Annotated in this window: 24 protein-coding genes; 13 read left to right on the top strand and 11 right to left on the bottom strand. The window is 57.0% G+C overall.

Going from position 1 to position 20,364, the window contains the following annotated elements; translation table 11 throughout:
• Nucleotides 1–119 precede the first annotated feature (119 nt).
• Nucleotides 120–209: a YnhF family membrane protein gene (locus ACLH1U_RS02790; protein ID WP_004152976.1), complete on the top strand. Its 90-nt coding sequence runs from the start codon at nt 120–122 to the stop codon at nt 207–209.
• A gap of 167 nt (nt 210–376) precedes the next feature.
• Nucleotides 377–1,546: an MFS transporter gene (locus ACLH1U_RS02795; protein ID WP_023289944.1), complete on the top strand. Its 1,170-nt coding sequence runs from the start codon at nt 377–379 to the stop codon at nt 1,544–1,546.
• Between the two features lie 59 nt (nt 1,547–1,605).
• Here ACLH1U_RS02795 and sodB read toward each other — a convergent pair whose 3' ends face one another.
• Entirely contained in the window at nt 1,606–2,187 is a 582-nt protein-coding gene (sodB, locus tag ACLH1U_RS02800; protein WP_023289943.1) for a superoxide dismutase [Fe], read from the bottom strand.
• A 480-nt stretch (nt 2,188–2,667) separates the two neighbouring features.
• Between sodB and ACLH1U_RS02805 the strand changes: the two genes are divergently transcribed.
• Nucleotides 2,668–3,153, top strand: a complete 486-nt coding sequence (locus ACLH1U_RS02805; protein WP_023289942.1) for a helix-turn-helix domain-containing protein — start codon at nt 2,668–2,670, stop codon at nt 3,151–3,153.
• On the opposite strand, the gene ACLH1U_RS02810 is transcribed toward ACLH1U_RS02805, so the two are convergent.
• Nucleotides 3,108–3,980, bottom strand: coding sequence for a C40 family peptidase (locus ACLH1U_RS02810; protein ID WP_411299030.1), 873 nt, complete (start codon nt 3,978–3,980; stop codon nt 3,108–3,110). The two genes, ACLH1U_RS02805 and ACLH1U_RS02810, sit on opposite strands and share 46 nt — an antisense overlap.
• Before the next feature lie 340 nt (nt 3,981–4,320).
• On the opposite strand from ACLH1U_RS02810, the gene ACLH1U_RS02815 reads away from it, so the two are divergent.
• On the top strand, nt 4,321–4,668 hold the full coding sequence (locus ACLH1U_RS02815) for a Grx4 family monothiol glutaredoxin (protein ID WP_002907768.1): 348 nt from the start codon (nt 4,321–4,323) through the stop codon (nt 4,666–4,668).
• A gap of 48 nt (nt 4,669–4,716) precedes the next feature.
• Here the strand turns inward: ACLH1U_RS02815 and rnt are convergent, their stop codons facing one another.
• From rnt to ACLH1U_RS02835, 4 genes are all read right to left on the bottom strand, one after another.
• A complete protein-coding gene (gene rnt / locus ACLH1U_RS02820) occupies nt 4,717–5,364 on the bottom strand; it encodes a ribonuclease T (RefSeq protein WP_004202881.1) in 648 nt (215 codons plus the stop codon).
• Nucleotides 5,365–5,500: 136 nt separating this feature from the next.
• Nucleotides 5,501–5,908: a lactoylglutathione lyase gene (gene gloA / locus ACLH1U_RS02825; RefSeq protein ID WP_032453119.1), complete on the bottom strand. Its 408-nt coding sequence runs from the start codon at nt 5,906–5,908 to the stop codon at nt 5,501–5,503.
• A 78-nt stretch (nt 5,909–5,986) separates the two neighbouring features.
• Nucleotides 5,987–7,084 (bottom strand): alkene reductase, encoded by a 1,098-nt coding sequence (locus ACLH1U_RS02830; RefSeq protein WP_044523573.1) that lies wholly within the window; start codon nt 7,082–7,084, stop codon nt 5,987–5,989.
• Nucleotides 7,085–7,137: 53 nt separating this feature from the next.
• Complete coding sequence (locus tag ACLH1U_RS02835) at nt 7,138–7,737, bottom strand: TetR/AcrR family transcriptional regulator (protein WP_032428869.1); 600 nt, start codon at nt 7,735–7,737, stop codon at nt 7,138–7,140.
• A 139-nt stretch (nt 7,738–7,876) separates the two neighbouring features.
• Here ACLH1U_RS02835 and ACLH1U_RS02840 point away from each other — a divergent pair, with 139 nt between their 5' ends.
• The 3 genes from ACLH1U_RS02840 (at nt 7,877) to sodC (ending at nt 9,655) form a co-directional block, all read left to right on the top strand.
• Nucleotides 7,877–8,119 carry a DUF1289 domain-containing protein gene (locus ACLH1U_RS02840; protein ID WP_017901094.1) on the top strand — a complete coding sequence of 81 codons (243 nt, stop codon included), beginning with the start codon at nt 7,877–7,879 and terminating at the stop codon, nt 8,117–8,119.
• Nucleotides 8,120–8,167: 48 nt separating this feature from the next.
• Entirely contained in the window at nt 8,168–9,064 is an 897-nt protein-coding gene (locus tag ACLH1U_RS02845) for an aldo/keto reductase family oxidoreductase (protein WP_411299031.1), read from the top strand.
• Nucleotides 9,065–9,133: 69 nt separating this feature from the next.
• Nucleotides 9,134–9,655 carry a superoxide dismutase [Cu-Zn] SodC gene (gene sodC, locus ACLH1U_RS02850; RefSeq protein ID WP_023289937.1) on the top strand — a complete coding sequence of 174 codons (522 nt, stop codon included), beginning with the start codon at nt 9,134–9,136 and terminating at the stop codon, nt 9,653–9,655.
• On the opposite strand, the gene ACLH1U_RS02855 is transcribed toward sodC, so the two are convergent.
• The 3 genes from ACLH1U_RS02855 to ACLH1U_RS02865 are packed head-to-tail and all read right to left on the bottom strand — an operon-like array spanning nt 9,648 to nt 12,815.
• A complete protein-coding gene (locus ACLH1U_RS02855) occupies nt 9,648–11,672 on the bottom strand; it encodes an FUSC family protein (RefSeq protein WP_085551043.1) in 2,025 nt (674 codons plus the stop codon). The genes sodC and ACLH1U_RS02855 overlap by 8 nt on opposite strands.
• On the bottom strand, nt 11,672–12,568 hold the full coding sequence (locus ACLH1U_RS02860; protein ID WP_023289935.1) for an HlyD family secretion protein: 897 nt from the start codon (nt 12,566–12,568) through the stop codon (nt 11,672–11,674). Before ACLH1U_RS02860 ends, ACLH1U_RS02855 begins: the two co-directional genes overlap by 1 nt.
• A 10-nt stretch (nt 12,569–12,578) precedes the next feature.
• Nucleotides 12,579–12,815: a DUF1656 domain-containing protein gene (locus tag ACLH1U_RS02865; RefSeq protein WP_032453115.1), complete on the bottom strand. Its 237-nt coding sequence runs from the start codon at nt 12,813–12,815 to the stop codon at nt 12,579–12,581.
• 172 nt (nt 12,816–12,987) lie between these two features.
• Here ACLH1U_RS02865 and slyA point away from each other — a divergent pair, with 172 nt between their 5' ends.
• The gene (slyA, locus tag ACLH1U_RS02870) at nt 12,988–13,428 is read left to right on the top strand and encodes a transcriptional regulator SlyA (protein WP_004143833.1); all 441 of its coding nucleotides are present in this window, start codon (nt 12,988–12,990) and stop codon (nt 13,426–13,428) included.
• 34 nt (nt 13,429–13,462) lie between these two features.
• Here the strand turns inward: slyA and ACLH1U_RS02875 are convergent, their stop codons facing one another.
• Nucleotides 13,463–14,824 carry a GGDEF domain-containing protein gene (locus tag ACLH1U_RS02875; RefSeq protein WP_085551044.1) on the bottom strand — a complete coding sequence of 454 codons (1,362 nt, stop codon included), beginning with the start codon at nt 14,822–14,824 and terminating at the stop codon, nt 13,463–13,465.
• A 224-nt stretch (nt 14,825–15,048) separates the two neighbouring features.
• Nucleotides 15,049–15,516: an outer membrane lipoprotein SlyB gene (gene slyB, locus ACLH1U_RS02880; RefSeq protein WP_002907749.1), complete on the bottom strand. Its 468-nt coding sequence runs from the start codon at nt 15,514–15,516 to the stop codon at nt 15,049–15,051.
• A gap of 268 nt (nt 15,517–15,784) precedes the next feature.
• On the opposite strand from slyB, the gene anmK reads away from it, so the two are divergent.
• From anmK to pdxY, 5 genes are all read left to right on the top strand, one after another.
• Nucleotides 15,785–16,909 carry an anhydro-N-acetylmuramic acid kinase gene (gene anmK / locus ACLH1U_RS02885; protein ID WP_085551045.1) on the top strand — a complete coding sequence of 375 codons (1,125 nt, stop codon included), beginning with the start codon at nt 15,785–15,787 and terminating at the stop codon, nt 16,907–16,909.
• Between the two features lie 92 nt (nt 16,910–17,001).
• Nucleotides 17,002–17,325, top strand: coding sequence for a C-type lysozyme inhibitor (mliC, locus tag ACLH1U_RS02890; protein WP_032428867.1), 324 nt, complete (start codon nt 17,002–17,004; stop codon nt 17,323–17,325).
• A 57-nt stretch (nt 17,326–17,382) separates the two neighbouring features.
• Nucleotides 17,383–18,039 (top strand): pyridoxamine 5'-phosphate oxidase, encoded by a 657-nt coding sequence (gene pdxH, locus ACLH1U_RS02895; RefSeq protein ID WP_032428866.1) that lies wholly within the window; start codon nt 17,383–17,385, stop codon nt 18,037–18,039.
• A 124-nt stretch (nt 18,040–18,163) separates the two neighbouring features.
• Nucleotides 18,164–19,438, top strand: coding sequence for a tyrosine--tRNA ligase (gene tyrS / locus ACLH1U_RS02900; protein ID WP_004175868.1), 1,275 nt, complete (start codon nt 18,164–18,166; stop codon nt 19,436–19,438).
• 61 nt (nt 19,439–19,499) lie between these two features.
• Entirely contained in the window at nt 19,500–20,360 is an 861-nt protein-coding gene (pdxY, locus tag ACLH1U_RS02905) for a pyridoxal kinase PdxY (protein WP_411299032.1), read from the top strand.
• The last annotated feature ends 4 nt before the right edge of the window (nt 20,361–20,364 follow it).

The raw sequence follows: 20,364 nt of genomic DNA on the forward strand, positions 1-20,364 counted from the left end.
TGGGGCAAAGTGGAAGAGCAAAAATGTGCATCGCCCTAAATCCCGGAAGATTTTTGCGATTTTTTGTGCAAAAATGAGCAAGCTCACTTTTGGTGTGGGGATAACAAGAGGGAAAAATGATGGATACCAATTTAAAGTTTTCGCTGATCACCACGATTATTGCCCTCGGCGTGATCGTCGCATTCAGCCTGACCGCCATACTGCACTAATGTTCCGATGAGGGAGGAGCGCGGCCTCCTCCCCGTATCCCGCCATTATTATCAATTCTGCAAAAATCTTTTGTCATTTCGTTCACTTTTGTTTTTTTGTGATTGATGTCATGCTTTTGGCTTCTGATGTTACGCCGTCCTCCCTGACGGTCTGATGGAGTCATTGAATGAAAATCAACTTTCCTTTACTCGCGCTGGCGATCGGCGCCTTTGGCATCGGGACCACCGAGTTCTCCCCGATGGGATTGCTGCCGGTGATTGCCAAGGGCGTGGACGTCTCGATACCGGTAGCGGGAATGCTGATCAGTGCGTATGCCATCGGCGTCATGGTCGGCGCGCCGCTGATGACCCTGCTGCTGTCCCATCGCGCCCGACGCAATGCGCTGATTTTTCTGATGGGGATCTTCACCGTCGGCAACCTGCTGTCATCCATTGCGCCGGATTACACCACGCTGCTGCTGTCGCGCATTATTACCAGCCTCAACCACGGCGCCTTTTTTGGCCTGGGGTCGGTGGTGGCGGCCAGCGTGGTGCCCAAGCACAAGCAGGCCAGCGCGGTGGCCACCATGTTTATGGGCCTCACCATCGCTAATATCGGCGGCGTGCCTGCCGCGACCTGGCTTGGAGAAACCATCGGCTGGCGGATGTCCTTCCTCGCCACCGCGGGGTTAGGCCTGCTGGCGATGGTGAGCCTGTGGTTCTCCCTGCCGAAGGGCAGCGCGGGCGAACGGCCGGATGTCAAACAAGAGCTTTCGGTCCTGTTACGGCCGCAGGTGCTTTCTGCCTTACTGACCACCGTGCTGGGCGCCGGGGCGATGTTTACGCTGTATACCTACATTTCGCCGGTACTGAATTCGCTGACCCATGCTTCATCGTTGTTTATCACCGCGATGCTGGTGCTGATTGGAGTTGGTTTTTCGCTGGGCAACTATCTGGGCGGTAAATTCGCCGACCGGTCGGTCTCCCGCACGCTGAAAGGCTTTCTGCTGCTGCTGATGGCGATCATGCTGGCGATACCGCTGCTGGCGCAATCCCAGGCGGGTGCGGCCATCAGTATGATCGTCTGGGGCGCAGCCACCTTTGCGGTAGTGCCGCCGCTGCAGATGCGAGTGATGCGCGTGGCGCATGAGGCGCCGGGTCTCTCTTCTTCGGTGAATATCGGGGCGTTCAACCTGGGCAACGCGCTGGGCGCCGCCGCCGGCGGGGCGGTGATCTCCGGCGGACTGGGATATGCGTTTGTGCCGGTGATGGGCGCGATTATTGCCGGTCTGGCGCTGCTGCTGGTCTGGTTTAGCGGACGAGCGCAGCCGGAGGAGGCCTTTGCCAGCCAGTCATAAACGGTGGGGAAGGGGGTAAAAAAAACCGCAGCAGGGGTCACTCTGCTGCGGTTTGTCGTTTATGCGGCCAGGTTAGCGGCAACAAACTTCCAGTTAACCAGCGCCCAGAAGTGGTCCAGATAGCTTGGACGGGCGTTGCGGTAGTCGATGTAGTAAGCATGTTCCCAGACGTCAACGGTCAGCAGCGGCTTCGCGTCGGTGGTCAGCGGGGTACCCGCGTTGCTGGTGGAGACGATAGCCAGGCTGCCGTCGGCATTTTTAACCAGCCAGGTCCAGCCAGCGCCAAAGTTTTTCGCCGCGGCGTCGGTAAATTTGGCCTTAAACTCTGCGAAGCTGCCGAAGGATTTGGCAATCGCGGCCGCCAGCTCGCCTTCCGGTTCGCCGCCGGCGTTCGGCGCCAGGCAGTTCCAGTAAAAGGTGTGGTTCCAGACCTGCGCCGCGTTGTTGAAAACGCCGCCTTCAGAGGTGCGCACGATCTCTTCGAGCGATTGACCTTCGAACGCGGTGCCTTTGATCAGGTTGTTGAGGTTAGTGACATACGCCTGGTGGTGTTTACCGTAGTGGTATTCCAGGGTTTCTGCGGAAATGTGCGGCGCCAGGGCGTCTTTTGCATATGGTAATGCAGGTAATTCAAACGACATTGCTACTCTCCTTATAACTTTTTTGTTTTATCTCACATTGACAAGATGAGGTTTTCACCTGAATCGCGTTCTGACCGCCCGACGCTGTCGCGTCCCGGGCCTGTTATTGTATTGAGAATGTTAACATTTGCCGCAGGCAGTGAAAAGCCTTACAACGATAAAGGCTATTATCGCCGGCGCAACTGCCGAAGGCTTAACCGTTTTCTGCGGAGCGGCGCGTTAATATGCCCGCAGATGTTGCAAAAATGTATAAGTAAAAGGAGGCTGGGTCTCCAGCCTCTCACCGCGATGGTTAATTTCTCAGCAGGCCATCTTAAGGCCCCGCAGCACAAACGACTGAGTGAAAATAAGCATTTTAAATCAAATAATTAATGACGCTATGCTTTCAGGCAATCGCCGCTATGCCAATAATTCATTGTCTATTTTGATATTTGTATGACAAATATAGCCGCCGGCAGTAATTTCCACAGGATGGCTACGATGGCAAAAACAGATGAAGTGGTAAGCCCGAAAATGATCCCGGTCGTGCAGGGGATCGTTGACTGGATCGAAGCACATATTTTTGACACCCTGCCGGTAAGCGCGATAGCGAAAAAGTCCGGCTACTCGCACTGGTATTTCCAGCGGCAATTCGCCATGGTGACCGGCTGCACGCTGGCGAGCTACGTCAGCCGCCGGAAGATGACCATCGCGACAATCTACTTAACGCAGACCGAGGCCTCCATGCAGAGTATTTCCCAACGTCTGGGGTACGACGGGCAGGCGGCGTTCTGCCGCACCTTTCACCGTCACTTTGGCATGTCGCCCACCCGCTATCGTCGGGAAGCGCCGGTCACAGAGGCGAATATGCAGTTTCCCCTGACGGTGGGGGCGGAGAACGCGCAGGTGAAGAGGGCTGCCGCCGTAGCGGCAGACCGGGATCAGCGAATGGTTTTCGGGGTCATGACGCGACGGGCGCCGACGTAATGACGTACCCAGTAATCTTCGCTCAGGGAGGTGATTTGAATATCGCGCCCCGTGCGCGGGGACTGAATGAATTTCCCGTTGCCGACGTAAACGCCAACGTGGTCGGCAGTGCCACGTCCGCGGGTGCGGAAGAAGACCAGGTCGCCGCTCTGCAGTTCGTCACGATCGACCGGACGCGCATCGCGCAGGTGGTACATTTCATTGGCGGTACGCGGGATATGAATCTTGACCAGATCTTTGTAGGCGTAATAGACCAGCCCGCTGCAGTCGAACCCGGTGCGCGGCGAGGTGCCGCCCCAGCGATACGGTTTACCCAGCTGGCCCATCAGTTTGTTCATGGCGGTACTCTGCGCTTTTTGCACCCGGACTTTATGCGCGTCGGCGATCGTCAGATTCGCTTCGCTGGCCTCGGGTTTACAGCGTTTTTTATAGCCCTTACGCACCACGCATTTGCTTTTGACTCTGTTCAGCGCCAGGGTCGGCTCGGCGCTGGCGGCCACCGTTTTTGCGCACTGCTTTTTATACCCTTTACGCAGCACGCATTTTTTCGTGGCGCCGGCGGCCTGACGATGAAGCGCGGTTTGGCTTGCTGCGGTAGAGCGGGTAGGGAGCCGGGTGCTCGAGGATTTTTTACTGGTGGTTTTAGCGGTGGTTTTACTTTTTTGACTGGTTGCTTTTTTCTTGCGCTCTGAGCCGCTTTTCGCGGGCAACGCCTTTGGCGAGGCGGAGGCGTGCGTATGCCCTGAAGCCTGAGCCAGTGGCGTGAATGAGATAGATGTGAACAGTAATGCACAGAGCGATATCGCGATTTTGTTTAGCCGCGCCACTGAGCAATCCCCTGATTAATTACAGACATGTACAAATGCCTGACGATGAATGACAAACCGGAACGATTCTAAAGCATAAAAACCCGGAAAGTTAATATTCTTTTGTATCAAAAATGTCGATTGGTTAACGATTGCAAGAAAACGCGTCAGACATTGACCGCCTCGCACAGAAAATGCGCAACGCGCGCCTGCCCGCGACGGCAAAATGATATTTTTAAGGCAACTTCGCGCAACAGAAGATAAAATATGAATAGTGAAAAAAATGTTATTATCGGTCCTGCCCTCGGGACGCTACAATGACAAGTTACTGCCGTAGAAAGAAGTTTAAGGAAGCACGACAATGAGCTCGACTTTAGAAAAGATCCAACGCCAAATCGCTGAAAACCCGATCCTGCTGTACATGAAAGGTTCGCCGAAGCTGCCAAGCTGCGGTTTCTCCGCTCAGGCCGTTCAGGCGCTGTCCGCCTGTGGCGAACGTTTTGCTTACGTTGATATCCTGCAGAACCCGGATATCCGCGCCGAGCTGCCAAAATATGCCAACTGGCCGACCTTCCCGCAGCTGTGGGTGGACGGTGAACTGGTGGGCGGCTGCGATATCGTCATCGAGATGTACCAGCGCGGTGAACTGCAGCAGCTGATCAAAGAGACAGCGGCGAAATACCACACTGACGAGCCGAAAGCGGAATAATTCCCGCGGTCAGTAAAAAAGCGACTTCCTGGAAGTCGCTTTTTTTTATCACTCCGGCGTCGCCACCGGCAGCGGCCAGCCGCCCAGACGCTTCCAGCGGTTCACTATCTCGCAAAACAGCTGTGCCGTCTGCTCGGTATCGTAGAGGGCGGAGTGGGCCTGCGCGCCGTCGAACGGCATACCCGCGGCAATACAGGCTTTCGACAACACCGTCTGGCCCAAAGCCAGCCCGCTCAGCGCGGCGGTGTCAAAGGTGACAAACGGATGGAACGGGTTGCGTTTTAGCCCCGCCCGTTCGGCGGCGGTCATGGTGAAGCTGTGGTCAAATGTGGCGTTGTGCGCCACCATGATAGCCCGACTGCAGTCGCTCTCTTTCATCCCTTTGCGTACCATTTTGAAGATGGCATGCAGAGCGTCGTATTCGCTAACGGCGCCGCGCTCTGGATCGTGCGGGTTAATCCCGTTAAAGGCCAGCGCTTCGGGCTGAAGGTTGGCGCCCTCGAAAGGTTCAACATGGAAATGCAGCGTTTCATCGGGCATCAGCCAGCCTTGCTCATCCATCTTCAACGTAATGGCGGCGATCTCCAGCAGGGCGTCGGTTTTGGCATTAAATCCTGCGGTTTCAACATCAATCACCACTGGATAAAAACCGCGGAAACGGTCGCACAGACCATTCAGTTGAGCGTTCTCGGACATCAGATTCTCTTAGCTGGAAAAAAGTAGCGCGCATTATGGCAAATTTTGCCACGGCTTGCAGCAGGCAGGGGTGAAAACAACGGGCGCCGCAGCGCCCGGGCGAACGAGGATAATAAAGTCGCTATGGTCGGGGGGGTTAGTTGCCCAGCCCTTTGCCGGCGTCTTTCTCTTCAATCAGCTCGATTTTGTAACCGTCAGGATCTTCCACGAAGGCGATAACGGTGCTGCCGCCTTTTACCGGCCCGGCTTCGCGGGTAACGTTGCCCCCGTTCTGGCGGATCCGCTCGCAGGCTTCGGCGGCGTTGTCGACGCTCAGCGCGATGTGACCGTAGGCGGTGCCCAGCTCATAGCTGTCCACGCCCCAGTTGTAGGTCAGTTCGATCACCGCGGTATCGCTCTCTTCGCCGTAGCCGACGAAGGCGAGGGAGTATTTGTACTCCGGGTTTTCGCTGGTGCGCAGCAGCTTCATGCCCAACACATTGGTATAGAAGTCGATAGAACGTTGCAGGTCGCCAACGCGCAGCATGGTGTGGAGTAAGCGCATAATGTCCCCTATGCAGTTTATTTGATAGATCAGAGCCTTGAGTATAGCGGCGATACGTCGCCGCTATCAATGGAGGGATTACAGCGTAGGATAATCGGTGTAGCCTTCCGCGCCGCCGCCGTAGAAGGACTCCGGGCGCTGCGGGTTGAGCGCCGCTTTTTTCTGCAGGCGGGCCACCAGATCCGGGTTGGCGATGTAATCGCGGCCAAAGGCCACGGCATCAATCAGCCCTTTGCTGATCAGGTCGTTGGCTTTTTCAACGGTGTAGGCGCCAGCGCCAATGATCACGCCCGGGAAGCGGTCGCGAACTTTCTGACGGAAGGCTTCGCTGTACGGCTTGCCGCCCGCCCAGTCCGGCTCGGACATGTGCAGATAGGCGATACCGCGTTTCGCCAGCTCGCTAATCAGATACAGCGCGTCTTCTTCTTCGTTCGGGCCATTATCTACATTCTGGAAGCTGCCAATCGGCGACACGCGGATGCCAATCCGGTCGGCGCTCCACTCTTTGCTCACGGCGTCAACCACCTCCAGCACCAGACGGGCGCGGTTTTCCACGCTGCCGCCATACTGGTCGGTACGCTGGTTTGCCGACGGCGAGAGGAACTGGTGCAGCAGATAGCCGTGAGCCGAGTGCAGTTCAACCAGATCGAAACCGGCGTCACGGGCATTGCCCACCGCCTGACGGAAATCATCGACGATCCCCGGGATCTCTTCGGTTTCCAGAGCGCGAGGCATCGAGGTGTCGGCGCGGATGGCGTGGCCGTTTTCGTCGCGCAGCGAGGTACGGGTGCCGGCGCTCAGCGCAGACGGCGCTACCGGGGCGGCGCCGCCGGGCTGCAGGCTGCTATGGGAAATTCGCCCGGTATGCCACAGCTGCACGGCGATATGGCCGTTTTCCGCGTGAACGCCGGCGGTGATTTTCTGCCAGGCGGCAATCTGCTCCGGGCTGTGCAGCCCTGGCGCGCCGGCATAGCCTTTGGCCTGGGCGGAAATCTGCGTCGCTTCGCTGATGATCAGCCCGGAGCTGGCGCGCTGACGGTAATATTCGCCCATCAGCGGGGTAGGGATATCGCCCGGCTCGATGCTGCGCAGACGCGTCAGTGGAGCCATAAATACGCGATTAGGGACGGTGACGGCACCGACTTTCAACGGGGTGAATAATTTTGATTCCGACATAATGACTCCTGAGTAGACCGGTCGTCTAGGAACTGATGAAATAAAAACGCCTGTTAAACAGCAGGCGCCGCAATAATCTGTTTCGCGTGGGCAAGGGCGCTCTCCAGCGGCGTTGCGCTACGCGTTATTTTGGCCTGCAGGTTGGCGCCGAGCCACAGGGAATAGAGCACCTGCGACAGGGTCATGGCCTCGCCGTCAAATGTCAGACTGCCTTCCTGGCGTCCTTTCTCCAGCGCGTCGCCCAGCAGGGCGATGATCTGGCTGGCGCCGTGGTTCATGGCGGTGCGCATGTCTTCCGACAGATCGCAGACCTCTGCCGACAGCTTGACGGTAAGACACCCGCTAATAATTCCCTGCTGGTAAAACTGATTCAGCGTGTGCTGATAGTAGGCCAGCAGCCGATCGCGATAGTTGCCGTCGCCATGGGCGAAATGCTCGACCAGGCGCTGCAGATATCCGGCGAAATGGTTTTCCAGCAAGGCGACGCCGAAGGCTTCTTTAGAGCGAAAGTAATGATAGAAAGAGCCCTTGGGCACTTCCGCCGTCTTCAGGAGTTCGCTCAAGCCCATGCCGGTAAAGCCGCGATGCATGCAAAGCCGCTCGCCGGTGGCCAGAATATGTTCTCGGGTATCGCAATCGCTGTGTCTGTTCATGGGGCACACTGTAGTAGACCGATTGGTCTAATGCAAGACCCGGCGCAAAAATGTTAGCTGGCGCAGCACGTAGTGAACAAAATTTGCGTCAGCGCGGGGAAACGTCTTCAATGAAAGGAGATGAGGGGACAGGAGGCGTGTGGTGGCAGAGCAGTTAGAATTTTTCCCGGTGCAGAGCCCGTGCCGGGGAATTTGTCAGACCGATGAGCGCGGCTACTGTCGCGGCTGTTTCCGTAGCCGTGAGGAACGTTTTAACTGGCAAACGATGAGCGATGCGCAGAAACAGGAGGTATTGCGTCTGTGCCGTCAACGCCTGCTGCGCAAAATCCGCGCAAACAGGCCAGAGGCGGCGGAAGAACCGCAGCAACCCTCACTGTTTTAAGCCAAAAATTACGTATACTCAGAGCACTTTTTTATTGAGGAAGCGGTTATGGTTCAGCGTATTGCTATGGCTCCCCAGGGGCCGGAATTTTCGCGTTTTGTGATGGGCTACTGGCGTCTGATGGACTGGAAAATGTCGCCAGGCGAGCTGGTCGGCTTTATCGAACAGCATCTCGATTTAGGCATTACCACCGTCGATCACGCCGATATCTATGGTGATTACCAGTGCGAGTCCGCTTTTGGTGAAGCCCTGAAGCTGGCGCCGCATCTGCGTAGCCGAATGGAAATTGTCAGCAAATGCGGCATTGCCACCCGGGCGCGCGCTGAAAACACCATCGGTCACTACATTACCGACCGGGACCACATCGTGCTCAGCGCTGAGCAATCGCTGCGTAATCTGGCGACGGACCATCTCGATCTGCTGCTGATCCACCGGCCGGATCCGCTGATGGACGCCGACGAGGTGGCTGAAGCCTTCCTCGCGCTGCATCACAGCGGCAAAGTACGTCATTTCGGCGTCTCGAACTTTACCCCTGCCCAGTTCACCCTTCTGCAGTCGCGCCTGCCGTTTACGCTTGCTACCAACCAGGTGGAGATCTCGCCGGTGCATCAGCCGTTGCTGCTCGACGGTACCCTCGATCAGCTGCAGCAGCTGCGTATTCGCCCGATGGCCTGGTCCTGCCTCGGCGGCGGCCGCCTGTTTAATGAAGAGGGCTTTCAGCCGCTGCGCGACGAGCTGGCCCAGGTGGCCCACGAGCTTAACGCCGACAGCATCGAGCAGGTGGTTTATGCCTGGGTGCTGCGCCTGCCATCGCAACCGCTGCCGATTATCGGCTCGGGCAAAATTGAGCGCGTGCGCTCGGCGATTGTGGCTGAAAAACTGAGTATGACCCGTCAGCAGTGGTTCCATATTCGCAAAGCCGCGCTCGGTTACGACGTGCCATAACCGGCATTTCGCCTCCGGAAACCTGTTCCTGGTTTACACTTAACAGGGAGACAGCCATCCGGAGGTGTTATGCAACGATGTATTCTCGCTATCCTTTCCCTCGCATTTTGCGCTGGCGCGCAGGCCGTCAGTGAAGATGTGCAACTTAATCTCGTGACCAGCCAGGGCGTTGGTCAATCCATCGGCAGTGTAAAAATCACCGAAACCGACCGCGGACTCGAATTTGCTCCCGATCTGCGAGCGTTGCCGCCGGGCAAGCACGGCTTTCATATCCATGCTGAAGGTAGCTGCCAGCCGGCGATGAAAGAGGGCAAAGCCGTAGCCGCCGGAGCGGCGGGCGGACATTACGATCCGCAACATACCGGTAAACATGAAGGGCCGCTGGGCACCGGACATCTTGGCGATTTGCCCCTGCTGGTGGTCAACGACGCGGGCGTGGCTGACCAGCCGATTATCGCTCCGCGTCTGAAAACGCTGGCGGAAGTGAAAGGCAAAGCGCTGATGGTTCATGTCGGCGGCGATAATATGGCCGACAGTCCGCAGCCGCTGGGCGGCGGCGGCGAACGGTTTGCCTGCGGGGTGATTAAGTAATCTTTTCGCCAATCGTTCCGGCGACCGGAGCCTGTTCCAGCTGCGATAGCGCGCAATACAGTCGCCAGATCGCGGCGGCCAGCTCCCGGGCCGCCGGCTGATGATGGTGGTTCAGAACCTCGCAGATCCGCAGCAGCTCCTGCAGCGTGGTGGCCAGCGGCCGCTGCTGCACGCCGCGCTCGCTCATGACATCGCGCAGCAGGTTGATACACAGATCGCGCACCTGGGCGAGCGGATCGGAGCGGGTTTCCCACTCGCGAAGCTGCCAGACCACGTGGGAGCAGTTCAGCAAGACCACCCCCCAGCGCAGTAGCCAGCGGCGGGCCAGCGCATCCTGGCTCTGACTGAGCTGGCTGACGTGGTGATATACCAGCGATTCAAATTCGTGCTCGCTGTGCTGGGGGCGGCGGCTGAGCTGATCGACAAAGTGACGCCGTAACGCTCTGATGTGCCGTCGCCCTTTGCGGGCGTCCGAGCCGGGACTGAGCACCGCAAAAGCCAGCCACGCAAAGCCCACGCCGACAATCTTGCTTAAATTGTCATTGAAAAAGGCCGCATAGTCGTACACCGGTGGGTTGGTGACGGAGATAAACGAGCCCATAAAGACGATAAGCTGCCCCCACAGGCCGGCAAATTTTGGCCACTGCAGCTTGAGTAACTGCATGGTGGTCAGCAACGGGAACAGAAACAGCAGGAACTGCCACAGGTCGGTGATCTGCACCATCAGGCCAAATTTCACCACAAAACTGAACAGCGACAGCAGGACCAGGGTCTGCATCAGCAGGGTCAGCGAGCGAAACGGCGAGGCCGACACCGAGTAGAGTACGCAGCAGATGGAGGCCAGGGTCAGGGCCGCCGCGCAGCTGGTCCACTGGGTACTGATCCCCCACGCGCCTATCGCCACCAGGGCGCAAAAGGTACGAATGCCGTTGAGCAGGGCTTCCGCCTGGTCCGTGTGGCGGGTCAGCGCGGGTGCGGAAGGAACATTGAACTCGGCGATCGCTGAGGCATTTTCAACCCGGCGGATCCAGCGGCTGCTTTCCAGATAAATGCGACAGAAATAGCGTAACCGCGCCCAGAAGGCGAGGTGGCGGTAATCCGCGCCCGGCGGCGGCGCCAGCGGCGCCAGAATGCGGGCGACGTGATAGCTGTCAGCATTGGCGGTGGCGAGCTCCGCAAGCAACGACTCCAGCACCTGGCGGGTATTGGCCGGGGCGTCAGGCCAGTTCAGCAGCATACGCCGCAGGCTGGAAATGACGCTGGTCATTCGGAGCTGTTGGTGCAGCAGGTAGTTCAGCAGGGGATTCTGCCGACGGAAGCGGTAGTGGCTCCAGAAGGCCTGGATGCGCAGCAGGTTCATGGTCAGGATCTGGCCAATTACGCTTTCATGGGCGGTGCGGATAGCATCCGTCGTTTCCGGTACCCACAGCAGACTGGCGTGCTCCAGCAGGCGGGCGTGCATGGTTTTCAGAGCCGTCAGCAGGTTGCTGCCATCGGAGGTGCTGGGCAGGATCATCATCATCAACCCGCCGCACAGGATCCCGACGATGACTTCGCAGACGCGCGACTGGGCAATCACCCATAGCTCGTAGCTGTCGCTGATATTAATCACCGGAAAGGCGATGATGGCGCAGGTATAGCCCGCCAGCTGAAAGGCGTAGGCCACGTTGTTGGTGAACAGGGCGCAGGCCCAGGTGCAGAGCGCCAGCCAGCCGGAGATACTGAACAGGAACAGCCAGGGATCGTTGAGCGTATGGCCCGCCAGCAGCAGGGCGGCGCAGGCGCCGAGCAGGCTGCCGGCAATGCGGCCGAAACTTTTACTGATCACCCCGCCGACGGTGGGAAAGCTGACCACCGCCGCGGAGGTCATCGCCCAGTAGGGCTCATCCAGATCCAGCGCGTAGGCGATGCTCAGCGCAAGACACATGGCGATGCCGTTACGCAGCGCGTATCGCCACTGCGGTCGGGTAGCTTTAACCCAGGGCAGCGTGCGCCATGACAGGGTCTGCAGATTCATCACTGTCCGCCGATCGAGACGGTGCAGGTGGTGCCGGAGACCAGAGTGACATCGGCCGGCAAGCTATCAAAGGCAATCCGCACCGGGACGCGCTGGGCGAGGCGGACCCAGGGGATATTCGGTTTGATATTGGCCACCAGCCCGGTTCCCTGTTCCACGCTCTGGTCGACAATCGCGCGACCGATGCTGGCGACATGCCCCTGCAGCGTCTGCTGATTGCTGTAGAGAATGATTTGCGCCGGATCGCCGATGCGAATATGGCGCAGTTTGGTCTCTTCAAAGTAGCCCAGCACATAGAACGAATGGCTGTCCACCAGGGCAAAAACCGGATGGCCGGTGGTGGCGTAATCGCCGACCCGAGTGGAGAGGTTAGTCACCCAGCCGTCCACCGGCGCTTTGACTACCGTCTGGCTGAGCTGCCACTGCGCATGCTTCAGCGCCGCCTCGGTGACACCGACTCCCGCTCTGGCGGCCGCCAGGGTGGTGGTGGCGGTATTCAGGGCGGTATTGGCGTTTTCAAGGTCTTCAGCCGAGATGGCATTCTGCGACAGGTTTCTGCGACGGCGGGCCTCGCTGGCGGCTTTGCTTTGCTCCGCCTGCGCTTTCGCCACCTCAGCTTGCGCTTTCGCCAGCTGAGCCTGGGCGTTCAGCACCGCAATGCGGTAGGGGGTGTCGTCGATGGTAAACAAGACTTCACCGGCCTTGACTCGCTGGTTATCGGCCACGTTAAGCTGCAGAATACTGCCGGAGACCTGAGGGGTGATCCCGACCTGCTCGGCGCGCACTTTCCCGTCGCGGGTCCAGGGGGACTGAGTGTAGAAATTCCATAACAACCACGCGGCAACCAGTGCGATGGCCGCCACCAACAGCGTTGACAAATATTTTAATTTTTTCATAGCAGGTAGATCACCAGGCAATCAATAACAGCAGGGCCAGACAGACCGCGAGCGCGAACAGGGAGAGATCCATCAGCAGGGGATGCCAGATGTCGCCCGCATACATCCAGTCACGCAGCTGGCGATGTAAAAACAGCCAGATAAAGAAGCCCAGCAAGACGGCTTTGAACAATGGAGGGAAATAGACGGATGCGCCGAACATCAGGTCCTGCAGCGGCAATCCGGATGAATTAAGACTCAGTTTCACAAGCAAAAATCCTTTGCCATAACAGGGATAACCTCAGGACGTGCTACTCTTTAACAGTGTAAATCATTGTTTTGGTTTTTGTTGAATCAAGTAATTCATTTGTTTTGATTATTCAAATGCTGCACACTATTCTAAAATCAGTATAATAACTTAGCAAGCTAATTATAAGGAGATGAAATTGGAATCGCCACTTGGTTCTGATCTGGCACGTTTAGTTCGCGTCTGGCGCGCGCTAATCGACCATCGCCTGAAACCTCTGGAGTTAACGCAGACCCACTGGGTCACGCTGCATAACATCCACCAGCTGCCGCCTGAGCAGTCGCAGATCCAGCTGGCGAAAGCCATCGGTATTGAACAACCGTCGCTGGTGCGTACGCTCGATCAGCTGGAGGAGAAAGGGCTTATTTCTCGCCAGACCTGCGCAAGCGATCGGCGGGCCAAACGCATCAAGTTGACTGAAAAAGCCGAACCGCTGATCAATGAGATGGAAGAGGTGATAGGCAAGACCCGCGATGAAATCCTCTCGGGGGTCTCGAAGCAGGAAGTGGAGACGTTGCTCCACTTAATTCGTAAACTTGAACAAAATATCCTCGATCTCCAGGCAAAAGATTAATCCTTTTGCGGCCCGGGCTATCCCGGGCCTTTTTTTACCCGCCCTGGCGTCGCCAGATCACCACCCGATTACGTCCGCTGTTTTTTGCTTCATACATGGCTTCGTCCGCACGCTGGACGCACTCCTCCGCCGTCACACTTCTGTCATGGGTGGTATACACCCCCATGCTGATGGTCATCCGCTCTGGCAGAGCGGTCTGCTCGGCGCTGACCGCCAGACGGATGCGCTCGGCGATCGCCTGCGCCTCGTTCTCTGAGGTGTTGACCAGCAGCAGGGCAAACTCCTCACCGCCGATGCGGGCGGCGACATCATCCTTGCGCGAATGGCTGACCAGCACCGAGGCGGCAAATTGGATCACCTTGTCGCCGGCGATGTGGCCGTAGTTATCGTTGATGCGTTTGAAATGGTCGAGGTCGCTGATAATCACCGACAGCGGATGCTGGGCCTTCACCTTCGCCAACTGCTGGTTTAGGGTGTCATAGAAGAAGCTGCGGTTATAGAGGCGGGTTAGCGGGTCGCGGATCGAATTCTGGTAGGAGTTGACATACTTGTGGTTAGACTCCCGATAGAGGATAAAGACGTCGACCAGCAGCACCAGGATCAGGAACAGGGTGCACAGCGTTTCAAAAAAACGCGCCTGATACCAGGCCTGATCGAGTTCCCCAACGGTAGAGAGCAGCCGGAAGAGGGTGAACAAATATGCGCTACAAAAAAAAGCGCCGCTATACCAGAAAATATTGCGCAGTTTGCTCAAGCAAATTATTAATATTAGCGTGATAAACCAGACTGCCATCAGCAGCCAGCTGATAATACTTTGCCACAGCGGGGTGAAAGTATGATTCAGGTCGTCGATAAAATTGATGCTCAGCTTCGGCGAGTGGCTGGAGTACAGCCATGATAAAAAAATAATGGTTAATACAAGAACAATACATGCCGCGAAAGTCATTACATGGGCTTTCCAGGAATGCATGATGCGCCGGCGGAAGTAATACAAAATAATTGATGACATGAATAAGATAGCCATCATTATATTGCGAAAGAAATAATATATGACGGCGTCATTTTGTTTCACCACCGGCGAGGGATTGCAGCTGAGCCAGTCCGGATAGCTGCTGAGCGTGCCCAGCATCAGCAACGCCGAACAGGCAAAGCCGAAAGCGACAGGGGTCAGATACAGGCGACGCTTGCTGCTCCAGTATTTCATGCCCATAAAACAGGCAATAGTGATATGAAACACCATCAGAAAACTGGTCAACAGAGGAAATAGTGTAGATGAAGTGCTGTTAAATCTGGTGTGAAAAAAGTCCGTCAACCCGGTCATGCCGACCCCGGCCAGTAAACAAATACAAATATAAACGATAAGACGTTTAACGATATGATTCATGTGTTTGGGCATAGACAATATTCCACAGGGAAAAGCAAGGGCAACGATATTGCGTCGACATAAAAAGAGTAATGTGCAGAAGAGTAGTCGGGGATGACTGATAAAATATTGCGCAGGCGCAATGATTAATGCAATTCAAAAATTAAGATGTCTGAATGCTAATGCGCAGCTATTAGGGTGTAATAAATGCAGAGGAAAAATACGATGCGGCATAACTGGCCGCATCGTCAGAGGGATTATCGAGGAGAGACGGTGACCTGGCTGCCGCTGCCGGCAATCGCCACGCGCTGACCCACGGAGAACGGGGTGCTGCCCTGTTTCTGCACCACCATAATGGTATTGCCGTCATCCTTACGGATTTCCAGTTCCACGCCCTGGGTTTTATTCATCGCACCCTGCACGCCCTGACCGGCTACGCCGCCCGCGACCGCACCTGCCGCTGTGGCCAGAGAGCGTCCGGTACCGCCGCCGATGGTGTTCCCGAGGAACCCACCCAGCACCGCACCGCCAATCGCCCCGATGGCATTGCTGTCGTCGCCGCTCTGGATCTGTACGGCGCGGGTATGCACGATGGTACCGTATGTCACGCTCTGCACCTGTTTGGCTTCAGATGCGGAATACACATCGCCGGACAGGCCGCTGCTGCTCACGCAGCCTGCGAGCGTGAAACCAATCATCGATACAGCCAAAACACGTAAAATCATTTATGAATCTCCTGTTCACCGAAGGTGTTCAATTGAACGTCCATGCGGTTAATTATATGGCATTTAGTCGTCGGCGGGCATAGCTTCTCTCCGGACTATACAAAAAATAATAATTAATGGTGCTTCAACCTTAACTAAACGCCGGTTCTTTACGATGTTCTCTGAATTGTCGCTCTATTGTTAAAAAGTATTATTACAACATAGCATTAGCGGACACTTTATGGTGGAGTGAAGGATATACAAGGGTCATGGAATGAAGGAACAACGTATGAGATCGGGTCGCTTTATTGGCGTTATGTCTGGTACCAGCCTTGATGGTATCGATGTCGTTTTGGCTGCCATCAATGAAAACATGGTGGCGCAGCAGGCCAGTCTCACCTGGCCCATCCCACACGCCATAAAAGAAGAGATTCTGGCGATTTGCCAGGGCCAGTCATTGACCCTTTCACAGCTAGGTCGTCTGGACACCCGACTGGGGCGGCTGTTTGCCGATGCCGTGCTGGCGCTGATGCGTCAGGAAAAGCTCAAACCCACCGACGTTATTGCCATCGGCTGCCATGGACAGACCGTATGGCATGAACCGCAGGGCGACGCGCCGCATACGATGCAAATTGGCGATAACAACCAGATCGCCGCCCACACCGGCGTCACCGTGGTGGGGGATTTTCGTCGCCGGGATATGGCGCTTGGCGGGCAAGGGGCGCCGCTGGTGCCGGCATTCCATCATGCGCTGCTGGCGCACCCCGTTGAGCGGCGGATGGTGCTCAATATCGGCGGGATCGCTAATGTATCGCTGCTGGTGCCGGGCCAGCCGGTGCGGGGCTATGATACCGGACCGGGAAATATGTTGCTGGACGCCTGGATCTGGCGCCAGCAGGGCAAACCGTACGATAAGGACGCCCAATGGGCCAGCGAAGGCAAAGTGCTCCTGCCGCTGCTGCAGGATATGCTGAGCGATCCATGGTTTGCCCTGCCGGCGCCGAAAAGCACCGGTCGGGAATATTTCAATTACGGCTGGCTGGAGCAGCATCTGGCTCGTTATCCGGGGCTGCGCGGGCAGGATGTGCAGGCAACGCTCGCAGAATTAACCGCCGTGACCATCAGTGAGCAGGTATTGTTAAGCGGCGGCTGCGAGCGTTTGTTAGTGTGCGGCGGCGGCGCGCGTAACCCATTGTTGATGGCGCGCATGGCGGCCCTGCTGCCAGGAACCGAAGTCTCCACCACCGATGAGGCGGGGATCAGCGGCGATGATATGGAAGCGCTGGCCTTTGCCTGGCTGGCCTGGCGCACGATCGCCGGCCTGCCGGGTAATCTGCCCTCCGTGACCGGCGCCAACGAAGCCACGGTGCTGGGCGCCATTTTCCCTGCTAACCCGCCGAAGAATCGGAGTTAACTGAAATCTTAAAGACGACGCGACCGGTAAACTGGACAAGTTAAGCGGAGGGCGGAGTGCCCTCCGTGACCGGGAAAGTCGAAGGCAAACGAATGAAAAAAATTCTTATCGCAGTTGTACCTTTTATGTTGGCGGGCTGTAGCTACTACAACCAGTTTGTCGAGCGGATGCAGACAGACACGCTGGAGTATCAATGCGACCAGAAACCGTTGACGGTCCATCGCAATAACCAACGCCAGCAGGTTAGTTTTATCTATGACAATCAGCAGCTGAATCTGTCAGAGGGGCTGTCGGCTTCCGGCGCGCGCTACACCGACGGCGTCTATGTCTTCTGGTCGAAAGGCGATACCGCCACCGTCTATAAGCGCGACCGCATCGTCCTCGATAACTGCCAGCTGCAGACCGCCAAACGTTGAGATTTCTGTCCGGGGGGCGCACAATAACGCCACCTTTTGACTATATCCTCAATGGCCATGTCTGATAACGACGAACTCCAGCAAATCGCGCACTTGCGCCGTGAATACACCCGTGGCGGTTTGCGTCGCCACGATCTTCCTGCTGAACCTCTGCCGCTGTTTGAGCGCTGGCTGCGTCAGGCTTGCGACGCGAAACTCGCCGACCCAACGGCCATGGTGGTTGCCACCGTCGATGAGCGCGGCCAACCCTATCAGCGCATTGTGCTGCTTAAGCATTACGACGAAAAAGGGCTGGTGTTTTATACCAACCTCGGCAGCCGCAAAGCCCATCAGATTGAAAATAACCCGCAGGTCAGCCTGCTGTTTCCGTGGCATATGCTGGAGCGCCAGGTGATGGTGATCGGCAAAGCGGAACGCCTGTCGACGCTGGAGGTGGTCAAATATTTCCACAGCCGCCCGCGTGACAGCCAGATCGGCGCCTGGGTCTCGCAACAGTCGAGCCGGATCTCTGCCCGCGGTATCCTGGAGAGCAAATTTCTCGAGCTGAAGCAGAAATTCCAGCAGGGTGAAGTGCCGCTGCCGAGTTTCTGGGGCGGATTCCGCGTCAGCATCGAGCAGATGGAGTTCTGGCAGGGGGGCGAACATCGCCTGCACGATCGCTTTTTATACCAGCGCGATAACGGCGCCTGGAAAATCGACCGCCTGGCACCGTAATTGCCGAAATTAGTTATCGAAGCGCTGGCGCTGAAAGGGCCGGCGCTTTATTCTATGTACTTTTCGCATCTGGCGAAAAGTCGTGTACCGGCAGAGGTGCAGTCGTTTATACATGGAGAATTTGATGGCAAGCAGTAACTTGATTAAACAATTGCAAGAGCGGGGGCTGGTAGCCCAGGTGACGGACGAGGAAGCGTTAGCAGAGCGACTGGCGCAAGGCCCGATCGCGCTCTATTGCGGCTTCGATCCTACCGCTGACAGCTTGCATTTGGGGCATCTTGTTCCATTGTTATGCCTGAAACGCTTCCAGCAGGCAGGTCATAAGCCTGTGGCGCTGGTGGGCGGCGCTACCGGTCTGATTGGCGACCCAAGCTTTAAAGCCGCTGAGCGTAAGCTTAATACCGAGGATACCGTGCAGGAGTGGGTGGATAAAATCCGCAAACAGGTAGCCCCGTTCCTTGATTTTGACTGCGGCGACAACTCGGCGATCGCGGCGAACAACTATGACTGGTTTGGCAGCATGAACGTGCTGACCTTCCTGCGCGATATTGGTAAACACTTCTCTGTTAACCAGATGATCAACAAAGAAGCGGTGAAGCAGCGCCTGAATCGTGACGATCAGGGCATCTCCTTTACTGAGTTTTCTTACAATCTGCTGCAGGGTTACGACTTCGCCTGCCTGAACAAGCTGCACGGCGTGGCGCTGCAGATTGGCGGCTCCGACCAGTGGGGCAACATTACCTCCGGTATCGATCTGACGCGTCGTCTGCACCAGAACCAGGTGTTTGGCCTCACCGTGCCGCTGATTACCAAAGCGGACGGCACCAAGTTCGGCAAAACCGAGGGCGGCGCCGTGTGGCTGGATCCGAAAAAGACCAGTCCGTATAAATTCTACCAGTTCTGGATCAACACCGCGGATGCTGACGTCTATCGCTTCCTCAAGTTCTTCACCTTTATGGACATCGCAGAGATCAATGCCCTGGAAGAAGAAGATAAAAACAGCGGTAAAGCGCCGCGCGCCCAGTACGTGCTGGCAGAGCAGGTGACGCGTCTGGTGCACGGCGAAGAGGGCCTGGAAGCGGCGAAACGCATTACCGAGAGCCTGTTCAACGGCAACCTGAGCGACCTGAGCGAAGCTGACTTCGAACAGCTTGCTCAGGACGGCGTGCCGATGATTGAGATGGAAAAGGGCGCCGATCTGCTGCAGGCGCTGGTGGATTCCGAGCTGCAGCCGTCCCGCGGTCAGGCGCGTAAAACCGTCGCCTCTAACGCAGTGACCATCAACGGTGAAAAACAGGCCGATCCGGAATATGTTTTTGCCGACAGCGATCGCCTGTTCGGCCGCTACACCTTGCTGCGCCGCGGTAAGAAGAATTACTGCCTGGTCTGCTGGAAATAAAAAAATACTACCAGGGCGTGGGAAACCACGCCCTTTTTCTTTTTAGGGTTGTGGTAAGAAAATGAAGAACATCCTCGCCATTCAGTCTCACGTTGTGTTTGGCCACGCCGGCAACAGTGCCGCCGAGTTCCCGATGCGCCGCCTGGGCGCCAATGTCTGGCCCCTCAATACCGTACAGTTCTCTAACCACACGCAGTACGGCAAATGGACCGGCTGTGTGATGCCGCCTTCGCACCTGACGGAGATCGTCCAGGGCATCGCCGCTATCGATAAGCTGCAGACCTGTGATGCGGTACTGAGCGGCTATCTCGGCTCTGCTGAACAGGGCGAGCATATCCTGGGCATCGTGCGTCAGGTAAAAGCGGCCAATCCGGCGGCGAAGTATTTTTGTGACCCGGTGATGGGCCATCCGGAGAAGGGCTGCATCGTCGCCCCGGGCGTGGCGGAGTTCCACGTGCGCTATGCGCTGCCGGCCAGCGATATCATTGCGCCTAATCTGGTGGAGCTGGAGATCCTCTGCGGTCATCCGGTCGCCAGCGTGAGCGAGGCGGTGGCCGCCGCGCGGGAGCTGATTGCCCAGGGGCCGGAGGTGGTGCTGATTAAGCATCTTTCCCGCGCCGGCATGAGCATGGACCGTTTTGAGAAGCTGCTGGTGACCGCAGATGAAGCCTGGCATATCAGCCGGCCGCTGGTGGATTTTGGCCTGCGTCAGCCGGTGGGCGTTGGCGATGTGACCAGCGGTCTGCTGCTGGTGAAACTGCTGCAGGGCGCCAGCCTGCGCGACGCGCTTGAGCACGTCACCGCCGCAGTGTACGAGATCATGTTGACCACCAAAAACATGCAGGAGTATGAACTGCAGGTGGTGGCGGCGCAGGATCGTATTGCTGTGCCGGAGCACTGCTTCAGCGCCACCCGACTGTAACTTT

Source organism: Klebsiella sp. 1SOBk5mer (assembly GCF_046603115.1).
GTDB classification, from domain to species: domain Bacteria; phylum Pseudomonadota; class Gammaproteobacteria; order Enterobacterales; family Enterobacteriaceae; genus Klebsiella; species Klebsiella quasipneumoniae.